Annotated in this window: 8 protein-coding genes, 1 tRNA gene and 1 rRNA gene; 1 reads left to right on the top strand and 9 read right to left on the bottom strand. The window is 70.8% G+C overall.

Features of this window, described 5'->3' with window-relative positions:
- Positions 1-60: 60 nt before the first annotated feature.
- From ACIP5M_RS20930 to ACIP5M_RS20900, 7 genes are all read right to left on the bottom strand, one after another.
- Positions 61-567 (bottom strand): CinA family protein, encoded by a 507-nt coding sequence (locus ACIP5M_RS20930; protein ID WP_401199463.1) that lies wholly within the window; start codon positions 565-567, stop codon positions 61-63.
- Between the two features lie 78 nt (positions 568-645).
- Complete coding sequence (gene pgsA, locus ACIP5M_RS20925; RefSeq protein ID WP_401199108.1) at positions 646-1,305, bottom strand: CDP-diacylglycerol--glycerol-3-phosphate 3-phosphatidyltransferase; 660 nt, start codon at positions 1,303-1,305, stop codon at positions 646-648.
- Positions 1,302-2,807 carry a 30S ribosomal protein S12 methylthiotransferase RimO gene (gene rimO, locus ACIP5M_RS20920; RefSeq protein ID WP_401199106.1) on the bottom strand — a complete coding sequence of 502 codons (1,506 nt, stop codon included), beginning with the start codon at positions 2,805-2,807 and terminating at the stop codon, positions 1,302-1,304. Before rimO ends, pgsA begins: the two co-directional genes overlap by 4 nt.
- Positions 2,808-2,944: 137 nt before the next feature.
- Complete coding sequence (locus ACIP5M_RS20915) at positions 2,945-3,841, bottom strand: helix-turn-helix domain-containing protein (protein WP_401199105.1); 897 nt, start codon at positions 3,839-3,841, stop codon at positions 2,945-2,947.
- A 236-nt stretch (positions 3,842-4,077) separates the two neighbouring features.
- Positions 4,078-6,852, bottom strand: coding sequence for a DNA translocase FtsK (locus ACIP5M_RS20910; RefSeq protein WP_401199103.1), 2,775 nt, complete (start codon positions 6,850-6,852; stop codon positions 4,078-4,080).
- A gap of 196 nt (positions 6,853-7,048) precedes the next feature.
- The gene (locus ACIP5M_RS20905) at positions 7,049-7,729 is read right to left on the bottom strand and encodes a two-component system response regulator (protein ID WP_401199101.1); all 681 of its coding nucleotides are present in this window, start codon (positions 7,727-7,729) and stop codon (positions 7,049-7,051) included.
- A 234-nt stretch (positions 7,730-7,963) separates the two neighbouring features.
- Positions 7,964-13,471 (bottom strand): HAMP domain-containing protein, encoded by a 5,508-nt coding sequence (locus ACIP5M_RS20900; protein ID WP_401199099.1) that lies wholly within the window; start codon positions 13,469-13,471, stop codon positions 7,964-7,966.
- Between the two features lie 168 nt (positions 13,472-13,639).
- Here ACIP5M_RS20900 and ACIP5M_RS20895 point away from each other — a divergent pair, with 168 nt between their 5' ends.
- Positions 13,640-16,222 carry a SpoIIE family protein phosphatase gene (locus tag ACIP5M_RS20895; RefSeq protein ID WP_401199097.1) on the top strand — a complete coding sequence of 861 codons (2,583 nt, stop codon included), beginning with the start codon at positions 13,640-13,642 and terminating at the stop codon, positions 16,220-16,222.
- A gap of 341 nt (positions 16,223-16,563) precedes the next feature.
- On the opposite strand, the gene ACIP5M_RS20890 is transcribed toward ACIP5M_RS20895, so the two are convergent.
- Both ACIP5M_RS20890 and rrf read right to left on the bottom strand, forming a co-directional pair.
- A tRNA-Thr gene (locus ACIP5M_RS20890) sits at positions 16,564-16,639 on the bottom strand.
- A 5-nt stretch (positions 16,640-16,644) separates the two neighbouring features.
- A 5S ribosomal RNA gene (gene rrf, locus ACIP5M_RS20885) occupies positions 16,645-16,737 on the bottom strand; the annotation flags it as partial.

Raw genomic sequence — 16,737 nt, 5'->3', positions numbered from 1 at the left:
TACCGCCTCGCGCCGCGGCCGTGCGGGGAGCGATGTCGTGTTCACTCAGGGCTGTAAACATCAAATCCCCCCGTCCTGTTCCGTATCCTGCCCCCGCAGATTCTCGCGGAGTTCGCTCGAGAGGAGTTCGAGCACTGTCCGTGCACTCTCCCTACGGATTTCCTCCCGGGAGCCGTTCAACCGCAGCCGGGCCGTTTTCCTGGCCCCCGGACCGGCCACGGCGACGAAAACCGTCCCCACCGGCTGCCCGTCCTGGGGGTCCGGACCGGCCACTCCCGTGGTCGCGATGCCCCAGGAAGCGCCCATCACCCGCCGTACTCCGGCCGCCATCTCCTCCGCGACCTGCGCGTTCACCGCGCCTTCGGCCGCGAGCAGCCCGGCGTCCACGCCCAGGATCCGGTGCTTGAGCTCCGTCGCGTACGCCGTGACCGAACCGCGGAAGGACCGGGACGCGCCCGGTACGGCCGTGAGCTCGGCGGCCACCATGCCGCCGGTCAGGGATTCCGCGACGGCGAGGGTCTGGTCACTCTCCGCGAGCAGCCGTAGCACTTCCGCAGCCGCGTCCACCGCGTCCACCGCGGCGCCCGCCGCTTCCGCCACACCGGATGCACCTTCAGACACCGGAAGAATCCCCCGCCGCATATGTCACCTCGCCGCGGCCCGCTCCGCGGCGAGACCCTTGCGGCGCAGTACGACCGCCTGCCGGATGTAGTCCAAACCGGTGACGACGGTCAGCACGACGGCGAGCGCCATCACCCAGAAGCGCAAGGTCGCCAGCGGGCCGGTCAGCGCGAGCACGTACATCCCCACGGCCGTGCCCTGCGCCAGGGTCTTCAGCTTGCCGCCCCGGCTGGCCGGGATCACTCCGTAGCGGATCACCCAGAACCGCAGGAGCGTGATCCCGAGCTCCCGCCCCAGGATCACCCCGGTCACCCACCAGGGGAGGTCACCCAGCCAGGAGAGGCAGATCAGCGCCGAGCCCATGATCGCCTTGTCGGCGATGGGGTCGGCGATCTTGCCGAAGTCCGTGACCAGGTTGTACGTCCGGGCCAGGTGCCCGTCGAAGATGTCCGTGATCATGGCGACGGCGAAGGCCGCCCATGCCCACGCCCGCCAGGCCGGCTCGTAGCCGCCCTCGGCGAGCAGCAGGAAGACGAATCCCGGCACCAGGACGAGCCGGATCATCGTCAGGATGTTGGCGATGTTCCACAGGCTGGCCTGGTTGACCGCGGCGGCTCCCAGCTTCGCGCCGGGCGCGGGCCGGCGGCCGGTCCCGCCCGCCGCCGATGCCGGGACTCCGGTCATCCGGCCGCCTCCTCAAGATCCATGCCCAGGGGCTCGGCCACGAGGTCCACACCGAGGGAACCGACCACCTTGGCGGTGACGATACGGCCGGGGACCAGCCCCGTGCCGTCCGTGAAGACGACCTGTCCGTCGGTCTCGGGGGCCTGGTGGGCGGCGCGCCCGTAGGCACCCTCGCCGTCCTCGGCCTCGTCCAGCGGCACGACCGTCTCGACGAGTACCTCCAGGGTCTCCCCGATCCGCTCCTCCGCGCGCTGCGAGGTGAGCTCCTCGGCGAGGCGCTGCATGTGGGCGAGCCGCTCGGCGATGGTGTCCTCGTCCAGCTTGTCCTCGTAGCCGGCGGCCTCGGTGCCGTCCTCGTCGGAGTAGCCGAAGACGCCGATGGCGTCGAGGCGCGCGTGGGTGAGGAAACGCTCCAGCTCGGCGAAGTCCGACTCCTTCTCGCCGGGGAAGCCGACGATGAAGTTGGACCGCACGCCGGCCTGCGGGGCCTTGCTGCGGATGGTGTCCAGCAGCTCCAGGAAGCGGTCGGTGTCACCGAAGCGGCGCATGGCACGCAGCACGTCGGGGGCCGAGTGCTGGAAGGAGAGGTCGAAGTACGGGACGACCTTGGGGGTCGAGGTCAGTACGTCGATCAGGCCGGGCCGCATCTCCGCGGGCTGGAGGTAGCTGACGCGGACGCGCTCGATGCCGTCCACCGCCGCGAGCTCCGGCAGCAGGGTCTCCAGCAGGCGGATGTCGCCGAGGTCCTTGCCGTAGGAGGTGTTGTTCTCGGAGACCAGCATGATCTCCTTGACGCCCTGCTCGGCGAGCCAGCGGGTCTCGCCCAGTACGTCGCTGGGGCGGCGGGAGATGAAGGAGCCGCGGAAGGACGGGATGGCGCAGAAGGAGCAGCGCCGGTCGCAGCCGGAGGCCAGCTTGACCGAGGCCACCGGGCTCGTGTCGAGGCGGCGGCGCAGCGGTGCGCGCGGCCCGGAGGCGGGCGCGAGCCCGTCGGGCAGGTCGGCGGGGGCCGCGGCCGGCTCCTCGGCGGAGGTCTGGGCGTGGCCGGGGAGGGCGACCTCGGCCTTCTGGCGCTCCGCCGGCGTGATCGGCAGCAGCTTGCGCCGGTCGCGCGGGGTGTGGGCCTCCACGCTGCCGCCGCTCAGGATGGTCTGCAGGCGGTTGGAGATGTCGGCGTAGTCGTCGAAGCCGAGGACTCCGTCGGCCTCGGGGAGCGCTTCGGCGAGTTCCTTGCCGTAGCGCTCGGCCATACAGCCGACGGCGACGACGGCCTGGGTCTTGCCGTGATCCTTCAGATCATTGGCTTCCAGCAGGGCGTCTACGGAGTCCTTTTTGGCGGCTTCGACGAAGCCACAGGTGTTGACGACGGCGACGTCCGCATCGGCGGCGTCCTCGACGAGCTCCCAGCCATCCGCCGCCAAGCGGCCTGCGAGCTCCTCCGAGTCCACCTCGTTACGGGCGCAGCCAAGAGTGACAAGGGCGACGGTACGGCGTTCGGGCATGGACTCAAGACTACTTCGTCCCGGCGCCGGCCCCCGCCCCAAGTCCCCCCACGGCAAGATCCCCGGGGCCGGCGGCAGGTGCCGCACCGCGCCCCGGGGATCCGGATTCGCACGTTCCGCCCTAGGGCGGCCCCGCCTCAGCCCGCTTGGGGCTGGTTCTGGAGGGGGTCTTCCTTGGTGTATGTGAGACGTTCCACCTGTCCCGGCTGGAAGTCGTCCTTGATCTCCTTGCCGTTCACGAAGAGCTTCACGGCCCCGGCGTCGCCGAGCACGAGGTCGACGGACTCCTTGTCCGTGAAGGTCTTGGACTCGCCCTGCGCGAGGGTGCCGTCGAAGAGCAGCCGGCCACTGTGGTCCTTGGCGGAGACCCAGCTCTCCCCGGTGTCGGCCAGCAGGACCACCGTGACGAGGTCCTTGGGGGCCGCCGCGATGGCACTGTCGGAAGGTTCCGGCTTCGGCGGCTGCGGGGTCTGCTGGGGCTGGGCGGCCGGCTTCCCGCCGGTCTGCTTGGGGGCGGGCTTGGGCGCGGCGGAACCTTCCGCCACCGGTCGCTTCTCGTTGCCGTCACCGCCGCTGAAGGCGGTGAAGCCCACGAAGCCGATCACGGCGACGATGGCGGCGACCATGGCAGCGGTCCAGTTGGGCCGCTGCCGCTCGGGGCGGATGCGCTCGGCATCGAACATCGGCGCGGCGGGGGTGGGTGCCGGCCGGCCGCCGTGGGCCGCGTCGTAGGCATCGACCAGGGGTGCCGGGTCGAGGTCGACGGCGCGGGCGAGCGTACGGATGTGACCGCGGGCGTACACGTCGCCGCCGCACCGCGTGAAGTCGTCCTCTTCGATCGCGTGCACGATCGGGATGCGCACGCGGGTGATGGAACTGACCTCGTCGACGGTGAGCCCGGCGGCGATCCGGGCCTTCTTGAGGGCCGTCCCGATGGACGGTCCTTCGACGGGACGTTCGACGATGTGGTCCTCGGACCGGTCGTCGGTCGAAGGCCGCTCTTCTTCGGGGGAGTTGGAGTTGCCGATGGACACGTGGGCGCCTTTCGAGCGTGTAGCCACCTGCTGGAAGTCCAGTCTAGGGGGGTGACGAAAGGGTGGAGCAACCGGAGGGTGCACTTCCTACGCCATCCGAATGGCGAGGGGAGGTCGGTCCGGTGCGGCGGCCCGACGCCGTGCGCGATGCCGTGCGCCGTGCCGCCACCTCCGTTCAACTGGACGCGGGCTCAGGGGAAACGGTTGCCCGGAAAATCGCCGGGAACACGCACCCGTCACGGATGGGCCTCCCCTCGGATGACGGCGAGCACTCCGTCCAGCTCATCTGCCTTCAGCAGGACGTCGCGTGCCTTGGAGCCCTCGCTCGGTCCCACGATCCCCCGCGACTCCATGAGGTCCATGAGCCGGCCGGCCTTGGCGAAGCCGACCCGCAGCTTGCGCTGGAGCATTGAGGTGGAGCCGAACTGCGTGGACACCACCAGCTCCGCCGCCTGGCACAGCAGGTCGAGGTCGTCGCCGATGTCCTCGTCGATCTCCTTCTTCTGCTTCTGCCCGACCGTGACGTCGTCCCGGAAGACCGGGGCCATCTGGTCCTTGCAGTGCCGGACGATCCCGGCGATCTCGTCCTCGGTGACGAAGGCGCCCTGGAGGCGGACCGGCTTGTTCGCACCCATCGGCAGGAACAGCCCGTCGCCCTTGCCGATCAGCTTCTCGGCGCCCGGCTGGTCGAGGATGACCCGGCTGTCGGCGAGCGAGGAGGTGGCGAAGGCAAGCCGTGAGGGCACGTTCGCCTTGATCAGGCCGGTGACCACGTCCACCGAGGGCCGCTGGGTGGCGAGCACCAGGTGGATGCCGGCCGCGCGGGCCAGCTGGGTGATGCGGACGATCGAGTCCTCGACGTCCCGCGGGGCCACCATCATCAGGTCGGCCAGCTCGTCGACGATCACCAGCAGGTACGGGTACGGATTGAGCTCCCGCTCGCTGCCCGGCGGCAGTTTGATCTTGCCGTCACGGATGGCCTGGTTGAAGTCGTCGATGTGCCGGTAGCCGAAGGCGGCCAGGTCGTCGTAGCGCAGGTCCATCTCGCGCACGACCCACTGGAGCGCTTCGGCGGCCCGTTTGGGGTTGGTGATGATCGGCGTGATCAGGTGCGGGATGCCCTCGTACGCGGTCAGCTCGACGCGCTTGGGGTCGACCAGCACCATCCGGACGTCCTCCGGGGTGGCCCGGACCATGATCGAGGTGATCAGGCAGTTGATGCAGGAGGACTTGCCGGAGCCCGTGGCGCCGGCGACCAGCACGTGCGGCATCTTGGCGAGGTTGGCCATGACGTAGCCGCCCTCGACGTCCTTGCCGAGCGCGACGAGCATCGGGTGGTCGTCCTCGGCCGCGTCCGCGAGGCGCAGCACGTCGCCCAGGTTGACCATCTCGCGGTCGGTGTTCGGGATCTCGATGCCGACGGCGGACTTGCCGGGGATGGGGCTGATGATCCGGACGTCCGGCGAGGCCACGGCGTAGGCGATGTTCTTGGTCAGCGCGGTGATCCGCTCGACCTTGACCGCGGCCCCCAGCGTGACCTCGTACCGGGTGACCGTCGGCCCCCGGGTGAAGCCGGTGACGTCCGCGTCGACCTTGAACTCGGTGAACACGTTGCGCAGCGAGGCGACCACCGCGTCATTGGCGGCGCTGCGGGTCTTGCCGGGGCCGCCCTTCTCCAGCAGGTCGAGCGAGGGCAGCGCGTACGTGATGTCCCCGCGCAGCTGGAGCTGCTCGGCGCGCGGCGGCAGCGGCTGGGTCTCCGGCGGCGCCTTGGTCAGGTCGGGCACGGACAGCGTCCCGGAGGCCGCGGCCGTGGTGGCGTGCGGGGGCTCGGCGGAGTCAGCGGGACCGGCCGCCGGTACGGGACGCTCCTCGCGGGCGGGCGGCACCGGCGCGGTGATCTCCACGCCCTCCCGGCCGACGGCGATGCCCTGGGTGAGGTCGGCGACCAGCGGCGAGGGCGGCAGCCCCCCGTAGACCGCCCCGTCCAGGGAGGCGGCGGCCGCGGCGGCCACGTCGACGGCGTCCATCCCGCGGTCCATGCCGGGCCGGGGCGCGGACCGCCGCGGCCGGCGCCTGCGGGCGAGGGCCTCCTCCTCGGCGGCATCGGCCGGGACGGCCGGTCCCGCGCCGGCGCCGGTACGGGCCCGCCACCGCTCGGGGTCGTGCCGGTCGGCGGCGGCGCCCGCCGGGGCCGTCTCCCCGTACCCCTCGTCGTATGCGTTCGGGGCGATGACCCCGAGCCTGATGCCGAGCCTGCGCAGCCGCTGCGGGATCGCGTTGACCGGGGTCGCGGTGACCACGAGCAGGCCGAAGACCGTCAGGAGCAGCAGCATGGGCACGGCCAGCGGCGCGCCCATGGTGAAGATCAGGGGCTTGGAGGCGCCCCAGCCGATGAGCCCGCCCGCGTTCTGCATCGCGGTGGTGCCCTCGTCGCGGCCGGGTGCTCCGCAGGCGATGTGGACCAGGCCCAGCACTCCGATGACGAGGGCGGACAGCCCGATGCCGATGCGGCCGTTGGCGTCGGGCTGCTCGGGATGGCGGATGAAGCGCACCGCCATGACGCCGAGCAGGATCGGCACGAGCAGGTCCAGGCGCCCGAAGGCACCGGTGACCAGCATGGTCACCAGATCACCGACGGGACCGCTCAGGTTCGACCACGTCCCCGCGGCGACGATCAGCGCGAGGGCGAGCAGCAGCAGGGCCACGCCGTCCTTGCGGTGCGCGGGGTCGAGGTTCTTGGCGCCTTGGCCGATCCCGCGGAACACCGCGCCGACCGCGTGCGCGCAGCCGAGCCACACGGCGCGCACCAGCCGCACCACGCCCCCGGTCGGGGACGGCGCGGGCTTGGGCGCGACCTTCTTGACCGGGCGTTTGGCGGCCGCGGCCTTCTTCGCCGGGGGCTTGCGCGCGGGAGCCGCCTTCTTGGCCGGCCCGGGCGTACGGCCGGTGCGGCTCTTCGCGGTGCCCGCGGTGCTCGGGGAACCCTTGCCGGACGTACGTGAGGCCATGGGGCCGAGGTTACCGGTGACCGCGCCGGTGGACACGCGTGCCCACCCCTTCACCCGTTCGTGTCGCCCGCCACATACCGGCTTTGACGCCCCACCAGACCTGACGGCCCGCCAGGCGGCCGTCAAACCGGGGCATCTCCACCTGCCCGGCCCCGCTCAGGCGGGCACGACCCCACCGGCAGGCACGGCTGGCGGTTCAGCCCTGCGCGGGCAGTACGGCTCCGCCGCCCGCCCCGGGCTCCAGCGCGTCGAGCGCCCGCCTCAGGCCGGTCAGCTTGCGTTCCAGATGGGCCGCGGTCGCCACCACTCCGGCGTCGGCCGAATCCTCGCCGAGCTGCTTGGTCAGCGCCTCGGCCTGCTCCTCGACCGCCGCGAGCCGCGCGGAGAGCTCGGCCAGCAGTCCGGCCGTCTCCTTGCTGCCGTCCACGCCGCTCGTACCGCCGCCCTCCAGCTGGAGGCGCAGCAGCGCCGCCTGCTCCCGCAGCTGGCAGTTCTTCGTGTACAGCTCCACGAAGACCGAGACCTTGGCCCGCAGCACCCACGGGTCGAAGGGCTTGGAGATGTAGTCCACCGCGCCCGCCGCGTAGCCGCGGAAGGTGTGGTGCGGACCGTGGTTGATCGCGGTGAGGAAGATGATCGGGATGTCCCGGGTCCGCTCCCGCCGCTTGATGTGCGCGGCCGTTTCGAATCCGTCCATGCCCGGCATCTGCACATCCAGCAGGATGACCGCGAAATCGTCCGTCAGCAGCGCTTTGAGCGCTTCCTCCCCCGACGACGCCCGGACCAGTGTCTGATCGAGCGCGGAGAGGATGGCCTCCAGCGCCAGCAGATTCTCCGGCCGGTCGTCGACCAGGAGGATCTTGGCCTTCTGCACCATGCCCTGTCCTCCTCGCCCCGGCATGGGGCCTCCCCGGCTCCAGGCGCCGGCCTGTACGCCGGGCCCCGCCCCAGAGGACGGCATCCTTGCGCCGTCCGTCCTTGTGCCGGTCATCGTAGCCCCAGTCCCGAGATCGCCACACCCTGTCACCAGGATGTCACTGTGCACGAAGCAGAAACGCGGTGGCAGAGCAGAAGGTTCCCTCCGCGCCGCCCGATCACACGTGTCCTGCGATTACTTGCCCCGCATATGCCCCTCCATGACCGACAGGAGGTAGTCGGGCTCCACCGGCTTGGTCACATAGTCGGACGCACCGGACTCGATCGCCTTCTCCCGGTCACCCTTCATCGCCTTGGCGGTCAGCGCGATGATCGGCAGCCCCTCGAACTGCGGCATCCGCCGGATCGCCTCGGTGGTCGCATATCCGTCCATCTCGGGCATCATGATGTCCATCAGCACGACCGCCACGTCGTCGTGCTGCTCCAGGACCTCGATGCCCTCCCGCCCGTTCTCGGCATAGAGCACCGCCAGCCCGTGCTGCTCGAGCACGCTCGTCAGCGCGAAGACGTTGCGCACGTCGTCGTCCACGATCAGCACCCGCTCGCCGTGGAAGTCGTACGTCCGCGGCGCGGCCGGGAGCGCCTCCTCCGCCGCCCACGCGTCGGCGTGCGGCTGGCCCGGCACCTCCACCCGCGGCAGGGGATCGGTCAGGGCCTTGCGGCGCCGCCGGAACAGGGCCGAAGGGGCCCCCTGCCCCGCCGGCTCCCCGCCGCCCACCGGGGCAGCCGACGGCGGCAGCGCCGGTGGTACGGGCGCCGCCGGGGCCTCCGGCAGTGCCTGCCGCGGCGCCCCGTCCGAGGGCCTGCGGTACAGCTCGGCGCGGCCGCCGCCGGGCGTGGGCGGCGCGTAGCCCTGCGGGGGCAGCTCGCTGGGGTGCAGCGGCAGGTACAGCGTGAAGGTGGACCCGCGGCCGGGTTCGCTCGCCGCGTGGATCTCCCCGCCCAGCAGCCGGGCGATCTCCCGGCTGATGGACAGGCCCAGGCCCGTGCCGCCGTACTTGCGGCTGGTGGTCCCGTCCGCCTGCTTGAACGCCTCGAAGATCACCAGCATCTTGCTCGCCGCGATCCCGATCCCGGTGTCGGTCACCGAGAAGGCGATCAGGTCGGCGTCGGCCTCCTGCAGCGAACCGGCCTCCAGCAGCTGCTCCCGGATCGCCGCGGGCACATCGGCCCCGGCGGGCCGGATCACCAGCTCCACGGCCCCGTTGTCCGTGAACTTCACCGCGTTCGACAGCAGGTTGCGCAGCACCTGCAGGAGGCGCTGCTCGTCGGTGTGCAGGGTCGCCGGAAGCTCCGGGGAGACCCGGACCGAGAAGTCGAGCCCCTTCTCGGCGGTCAGCGGCCGGAAGGTCGCCTCCACGTAGTCCACGAGCTGGACCAGCGCGATCCGCGTGGGCGAGACGTCCATCTTGCCCGCCTCGACCTTCGACAGGTCGAGGATGTCGTTGATCAGCTGGAGCAGGTCCGAGCCCGCGCCGTGGATGGTCTCGGCGAACTCCACCTGCTTCGGAGAGAGGTTCCCGTCCGCGTTGTCGGCGAGCAGCTTGGCCAGGATCAGCAGCGAGTTGAGCGGGGTCCGCAGCTCGTGCGACATGTTCGCCAGGAACTCGGACTTGTAGCGCATCGAGACCGCGAGCTGCTCGGCGCGCTCCTCCAGGACCTGCCGCGCCTCCTCGATCTCGGTGTTCTTCACCTCGATGTCCCGGTTCTGCCGGGCCAGCAGCTCGGCCTTCTCCTCCAGCTCCGCGTTGGCGGCCTGGAGGGCCTTCTGACGGTTCTCCAGCTCGTCGGAGCGCTCGCGCAGCTGCTCGGTCATCTCCTGCGACTGCTTCAGCAGCATCTCCGTCTTGGAGTTGACGCTGATCGTGTTGACGCTCGTGCCGATCATCTCGGCGATCTGGCTGAGGAAGTCCTTCTGGATCTGCGTGAAGGGCGTGAACGACGCCAGCTCGATGACGCCGAGCACCTTGCCCTCGAAGAGCACCGGCAGCACGATCACGTGCGCCGGCGGCGCCTCGCCGAGCCCCGAGGAGATCTTCAGGTAGCCGGGCGGGGTGTTCTCGACCAGGATCGTCCGCTTCTCCTCGGCGACGGTCCCGATCAGCCCCTCCCCCGGCCGGAAGGAGATCGGCATCTGGCCCCCGGCGTACGCGTAGCTCCCGCGCATCCGCAGCTCGTACGAGCCGTCCGGACCGCCCTCCGTCCCGATCTCGGTGGAGCCGCCGGTCGGCAGCGCCAGGAAGAACGCGCCGTGCTGCGCGGAGACCACCGGGGTCAGCTCGCTCATGATCAGCGAGGCCACGTCGTCGAGTTCCCGGCGGCCCTGCATCAGGGCGGAGATGCGCGCGAGGTTGCCCTTGAGCCAGTCCTGCTCCTTGTTGGCCAAGGTGGTGTCGCGCAGGTTGACGATCATCGTGTTGATGTTGTCCTGGAGGACCTGGATCTCGCCCGCCGCGTCCACGTCGACCTTCAGGCTCAGGTCACCGCGGGTCACCGCGGTGGCCACGGCCGCGATCGCGCGCACCTGCCGGGTCAGGTTCCCGGCCATCTCGTTCACGGACTCGGTCAGGTCCCGCCAGGTGCCGTCGACGTCCCGGACGCGCGCCTGGCCGCCCAGGATGCCCTCGGTACCCACCTCGCGGGCCACCCGCGTCACCTGGTCCGCGAAGGAGGACAGCTGGTCGACCATCGTGTTGATGGTCGTCTTGAGCTCCAGGATCTCGCCCCGGGCATCGATGTCGATCTTCTTGGTCATGTCGCCCTTGGCGATGGCGGTCGTGACCATGGCGATCTGCCGCACCTGGCCGGTGAGGTTGGACGCCATGAAGTTCACCGAGTCGGTGAGGTCCTTCCACGTCCCCGAGACGCCCGGCACGTGCGCCTGACCGCCCAGGCGTCCCTCCGTACCCACCTCGCGGGCCACGCGCGTGACCTCGTCGGCGAAGGACGACAGGGTCTTCACCATCGTGTTGACGGTGTCGGCGAGCTGCGCGACCTCGCCGCGCGCCTCGACGGTGACCTTCTTCGTCAGGTCGCCGTTGGCGACGGCCGAGGAGACCTGGGAGATGTTGCGCACCTGCGACGTCAGGTTGTTCGCCATCAGGTTGACGTTGTCGGTGAGGTCCTTCCAGATGCCGGTGACCCCGCGCACCCGGGCCTGGCCGCCGAGGATGCCCTCGGAACCGACCTCGCGGGCCACCCGGGTCACCTGCTCGGCGAAGGAGGACAGCTGGTCGACCATCGTGTTCACGGTGGTGACGAGTTCGAGGATCTCGCCCTTCGCGTCGACCGTGATCTTCTTCGACAGGTCACCGGTCGCGACCGCCGTCGTCACCTCGGCGATGTTGCGCACCTGGGAGGTCAGGTTGTTCGCCATGAAGTTGACGGACTGGGTGAGGTCCTTCCAGGTGCCGGAGACTCCCTTGACCTCCGCCTGACCGCCCAGGATGCCCTCGGTGCCCACCTCACGGGCCACCCGCGTGACCTGCTCCGCGAAGTTCGAGAGCTGGTCGACCATCGTGTTGAGGGTGTTCTTCAGCTCCAGGATCTCGCCCCGGGCGTCCACGTCGATCTTCTGGGACAGGTCGCCGCGGGCCACCGCGGTCGCGACCTGCGCGATGTTGCGCACCTGCGAGGTCAGGTTCCCGGCCATGCCGTTCACCGAGTCCGTCAGGTCACGCCATACGCCGGCCACCCCGGGCACCTGCGCCTGACCGCCGAGCCGGCCCTCCGTGCCCACGTCCCGGGCCACCCGGGTCACCTGCTCCGCGAAGGCCGAGAGCTGGTCGACCATCGTGTTGATGGTGTTCTTCAGCTCCAGGATCTCGCCCCGGGCGTCCACGTCGATCTTCTGGGACAGGTCGCCGCGCGCCACGGCCGTGGTCACCTGGGCGATCTGCCGCACCTGTGAGGTCAGGTTCCCGGCCATGAAGTTGACGGAGTCGGTGAGCTCCTTCCAGGTGCCGGACACCCCCTCGACCCGGGCCTGACCGCCGAGGCGGCCCTCCGTGCCCACGTCCCGCGCCATCCGCGTGACCTGGTCGGCGAAGGAGGACAGCTGGTCGACCATCGTGTTGACGGTGTTCTTCAGCTGAAGCATCTCGCCGGAGACGTCCACGGTGACCTTCTGCGACAGGTCACCGTTCGCGACCGCCGTCGTCACCTGCGCGATGTTGCGGACCTGGCCGGTCAGGTTGCGGAAGGCGGTGTTCACCGAATCGGTGAGGTCCTTCCACGTCCCCGCGGCCCCGGGCACCTGCGCCTGGCCGCCCAGCTCGCCCTCGACGCCGACCTCACGGGCCACGCGCGTCACTTCCGCACCGAAGGACTGGAGCTGGTCCACCATCGTGTTGACGGTGTTCTTCAGCTCCAGCATCTCGCCGGCCACATCGACGGTGACCTTCTGCGAGAGGTCGCCGTTGGCCACGGCCGTCGTCACCGTCGCGATGTCCCGCACCTGCGTGGTGAGGTTGCGGAAGACCGTGTTCACCGAATCGGTGAGGTCCTTCCACGTCCCCGCCGCACCGGGCACCTGCGCCTGGCCGCCGAGCGTTCCCTTGGCCCCGACCTCGCTGGCCACGCGCGTGACCTCGTCCGCGAAGGTCCGCAGCGTCTCGGTCATCTGGTTGATCGTTTCGGCCAGCTGCGCCACCTCGCCGCGCGCGCTGACCCGCACCTTCTGCGACAGGTCGCCGTTCGCGACGGCCGTCGTGACCTGGGCGATGCCCCGCACCTGGGCCGTCAGATTGCCGGCCATGGTGTTGACGGAATCGGTCAGGTCCTTCCACACACCGGCGACCCCGGGCACCTTGGCCTGGCCGCCCAGCTCGCCCTCCGTGCCCACCTCGCGGGCGACGCGGGTCACCTCGGAGGAGAAGGAGGACAGCTGGTCCACCATGGTGTTCACGGTGTTCTTCAGCTGGAGCATCTCGCCGGCCACGTGCACCGTGACCTTGCGCGAGAGATCGCCCTTCGCCACCGCCGTCGTCACGAGAGCGATATCACGCACCTGAGCGGTGAGCCGGTACGCCATCGTGTTGACGGAGTCGGTCAGATCCTTCCAGGAACCGGACATTCCGCGCACCTGGGCCTGACCGCCGAGCTTCCCCTCGGTGCCCACCTCCAGCGCCACGCGCGTCACCTCGTCGGTGAACGCGGACAGCTGGTCGACCAGGTTGTTGACCGTACGCCCGACCTTCAGGAACTCCCCGCGCAGCGGGTGCCCGGCCCCGTCGGCCGCCTGCGTCCGCAGGTCCATCCGCTGGTCCAGATCGCCCTCGGCCACCGCCGACAGCACCCGGCCCACCTCGGACACCGGCCGCGCCAGATCGTCCACCAGCTGGTTCGAGGCATCGATCGCGGCCGCCCAGGAGCCCTCACAGGCACCTGTTTCCAGCCGTTCGCTCAGCTTCCCCTCACGGCCCACCATCCGCCGGACCCGGGACAGCTCCCCGGTCAGGTGGAGGTTGCGGTCGGCGACCTCGTTGTAGACGGCGGCGATCTCCGCCATCACGCCCTCGCCGGACACCGTCAGCCGCTTGCGGAAATTGCCGTCCCGCATCGACACCAGGGCCGTGAGCAGCCTGTTCAGTGCGGCGGTATCGACCTCCGTCGTGCTACCGCGCCGGGACCGTCCGCCCTTGGGCCGCGTTCCCGTACGCCGCACCGCTGCGCCAGACTCCACCGTGTCCCTCCCGAAAGGGTCGACCGCTGTTCCACCGGACACCTGACTCGTCACAAGCCGGTCCTACAAGCCTGCCCAGTGTTTCACCCTGGCCGAACCCGGCCATAACACTTCGGCACCATCGCACACCGGCCGTACCCTGCGGGTGGATTCCCCGACGACGGCACCATGCCGACCGTGAAGGTAAGTAACCTGGCAACCGATGTCCAACCGCGTCGAAGGAGAATCGTGATCACGGCACGGGCGGCTGCCAGCTTCGATCCCCTCGGGCGCTCGGTCGCCGCCGCTCGCGCGTTCGTCCGCGACACCCTGCAAGGATGGGGCTTCGCGGACATCATCGACGACGCGGTGGTCCTCACCAGCGAGCTCGTCACCAACGCCGTGGTCCACGCCGGAACCCGGGCCGAGGTCCTGTGCCTGCGCGCCGAGGACGGCGTACGGGTCGAGGTCGCCGACCGCTACCCGGAACGTGAGCTTCCTCTCCAGCACCCCGGTGAGCGCCCCTACGCCGACCCCGACCGCGAGAACGGCCGCGGCCTGATGCTCTGCGCCGCCCTCGCCACCCGCTGGGGCGTCGAGTACACGGCCACCCACAAGCACGTGTGGTTCCGCCTCGACCTCCCGGACCGGCCGGTCGGTACCCGCTCCGCGGGCCCCGTCGTCCCCGACCAGCTGCTGCCGCTCGCCGACAGCCGGGTCCGCGTCCCCGTCCTCCAGATCGACTCCGCCGACGCGATCTCCGCCTGGAACGAGGACGCCGAGCACGTCTTCGGCTACGCGCCCGAGAAGGTCATCGGCCGCCCGCTCGCCGAGCTCGCCGCCTGGCCCCAGACCCCCGGCACCGGCACCGGCATCGCCGAGGCCCTGCGCCTGTCCCGCTGGGAGGGCAGCTACGGCATCCGCGGCGCCGACGGCCGAGTGATCCCCGTTTACGCCTCACACCTGCGGGTACGCGATGCCCACGGCGAGCCCTCGATCGTCTGCCTCCTCGTCCACGACGACGAGCGCGCCCTGCTCCAGACCCCCGTACGCGTCCCCGCCACCGACATCGGCCACCTGACCGAAGCCCGCCCCGACCCCTTCGAAGTCTTCATCGGCTCCCCCGCCCCCGACGACCTCGACGGCCTGCTGCAGCGCACCGTCGAACGGGCCCGCGACTTGCTCGACGCCGATTCCGCCTTCCTGCTGCTGGCCACCGACGACGAGACCGAGCTCGAGGTCCGCGCCACCACCGGCCTGCCCTCCACCCGACAGCGCTTCGCCCGGGTCCCCGTCGAGGCCGGCACCAACCGGTACGGCTCCGCCCGCATGCCCGCCGTCCACGACGACCTCGCGGCCGTCCCCGGAGCCGTCCCGCTCCTGGAGTCCACCGGGATGCGCTCCGCGGTCACCGTCCCGCTCAAGGTCGAGGGCAGGCTCACCGGTTCCCTCGGCGTCGCCGCCGAAGTACCCGGCCGGTACTCGAACGCGGAGGCCCTGCGCCTCCAGTTCGCCGCCGACCGCATCGCCCTCGCCGTCGAGTCCGCCCGCCTCGGCGAGCTGGAACGCCTGCGCCGCGGCTCCCTCTCCTTCCTCGTCGAGGCCTCCGACCTGCTCGCCGGCACCCTCGACCGGGACCAGACCCTGGCCCTCATGGCCCAGATGACCGTCCCGACCCTCGCCACCTGGTGCGCCGTCTACACCATCGCCGACCAGTCCTCCGACCCGTACCTCTCGTACGTGCTCCACGAGGACGAGGAACGCATCGACGCCCTCAAGGCCCTCCTCTCCCGGGTCAGCCCGCCGGAGCCGGTCCGCGAGGCCGGCGCCCGCCTCTGGCCCTCGACGGCCACGGCGGTCGGCGGCGAGACCGTCGTCCTCCCTCTCCTCGCGCGCAACCGGGTCATCGGCATGCTGACGCTCGGCAAGCCCAGCGAGGAGCACTTCCGACAGGAAATCCTCGAACTCGCCGAGGACCTCTCCCGCCGGGCGGCCCTCGCCCTGGACAACGCCCGCCTCTACTCGGAGCGCACCGCGATCAGCCGCTCCCTGCAGCGCAGCCTGCTGCCGCCCGGCTCCCCCGCGATCCCGGGCATGGAGGTCGAGGTCATCTACCGCGCGGCCGGCGAGGGCAACGAGGTGGGCGGCGACTTCTACGACGTCTTCCCGATCCGCGACGGCGCGTACGGCTTCGCCATCGGCGATGTCTGCGGCACCGGCCCGGAGGCCGCCGCGGTCACCGGCCTCGCCCGGCACGCCCTGCGCCTCCTGGCCCGCGAGGGCCTCGGCGGCCCGGCTGTCCTCGAACGCCTCAACGCGGCCATCCTCGACGAGGGCGCCCGCAGCCGCTTCCTCACCCTCCTCTATGGAGAGCTCCACCCCCAGCCCGACGGTGGCGCCCTGATGAAGGTCGTCTGCGCCGGCCACCCGCTCCCGCTCCGCCTGCGCCCGGACGGCGAGGTCACCGCCGCCGCGGATCCCCAGCCGCTGCTCGGCGTCCTGGAAGACCTGGAACTCTACGAACAGACCCTCACCCTCGAACCGGGCGACGTCCTGCTCTGCGTCACGGACGGCGTGACCGAGCGCCGCGAGGGCTCCCGCATGCTCGGTGACGACGGCCTGGCCGAGGTCCTCACCACCTGCACCGGCCTGACCGCCGGCGCGGTGGCCTCCCGCGTCCTGCGCGCGGTGGAACGCTTCGCGGCCGAACCGGCCTCGGACGACATGGCCATCCTCGCCTTCCGGGTCCCCCACCAGCGCGAAGGCGACTGACGGGCGCCCCGATCTCCGAAACGAGGCGTCGGAGCCCTGCGACCTCAGGTGACGTCGCCTTGCAGCAGGGCCTCCACGATCCTCAGAACGATGCGTCGAATCCTTGCGATGGTCATGAGCGGGTCCTTTCGCCGGCTCGGGGTGGGGATGCGGCCAGGAGGCTGTGCGCCTCCCGCTCCGTCATCAGTGATCCCATTGCGCCCCACGCCGCGACGACGGTCACGACCCTGAAAGTCGGGACTTGACAGCAGGTGCCCACCGGCAGGCGCAGGCAGCCGCCCGACGGATCCTGCGCCCGAAACGCAAAAAGGCCCCCGCCACGAGGCGGGGGCCTTTTTCATTGGAGCCCTTTAACGGAATCGAACCGTTGACCTTCTCCTTACCATGGAGACGCTCTACCGACTGAGCTAAAAGGGCGGGTTGTTCGGCGGCGTCCTACTCTCCCACAGGGTCCCCCCTGCAGTACCATCGGCGCTGAAAGGCTTAGCTTCCGGGTTCGGAATGTAACCGGGCGT

Source organism: Streptomyces sp. NPDC088762 (assembly GCF_044750905.1).
Classification (GTDB): Bacteria; Actinomycetota; Actinomycetes; order Streptomycetales; family Streptomycetaceae; genus Streptomyces.
Note: the sequence above shows the minus strand (reverse complement) of the source record. Positions and strands in the feature narration are given on the sequence as shown.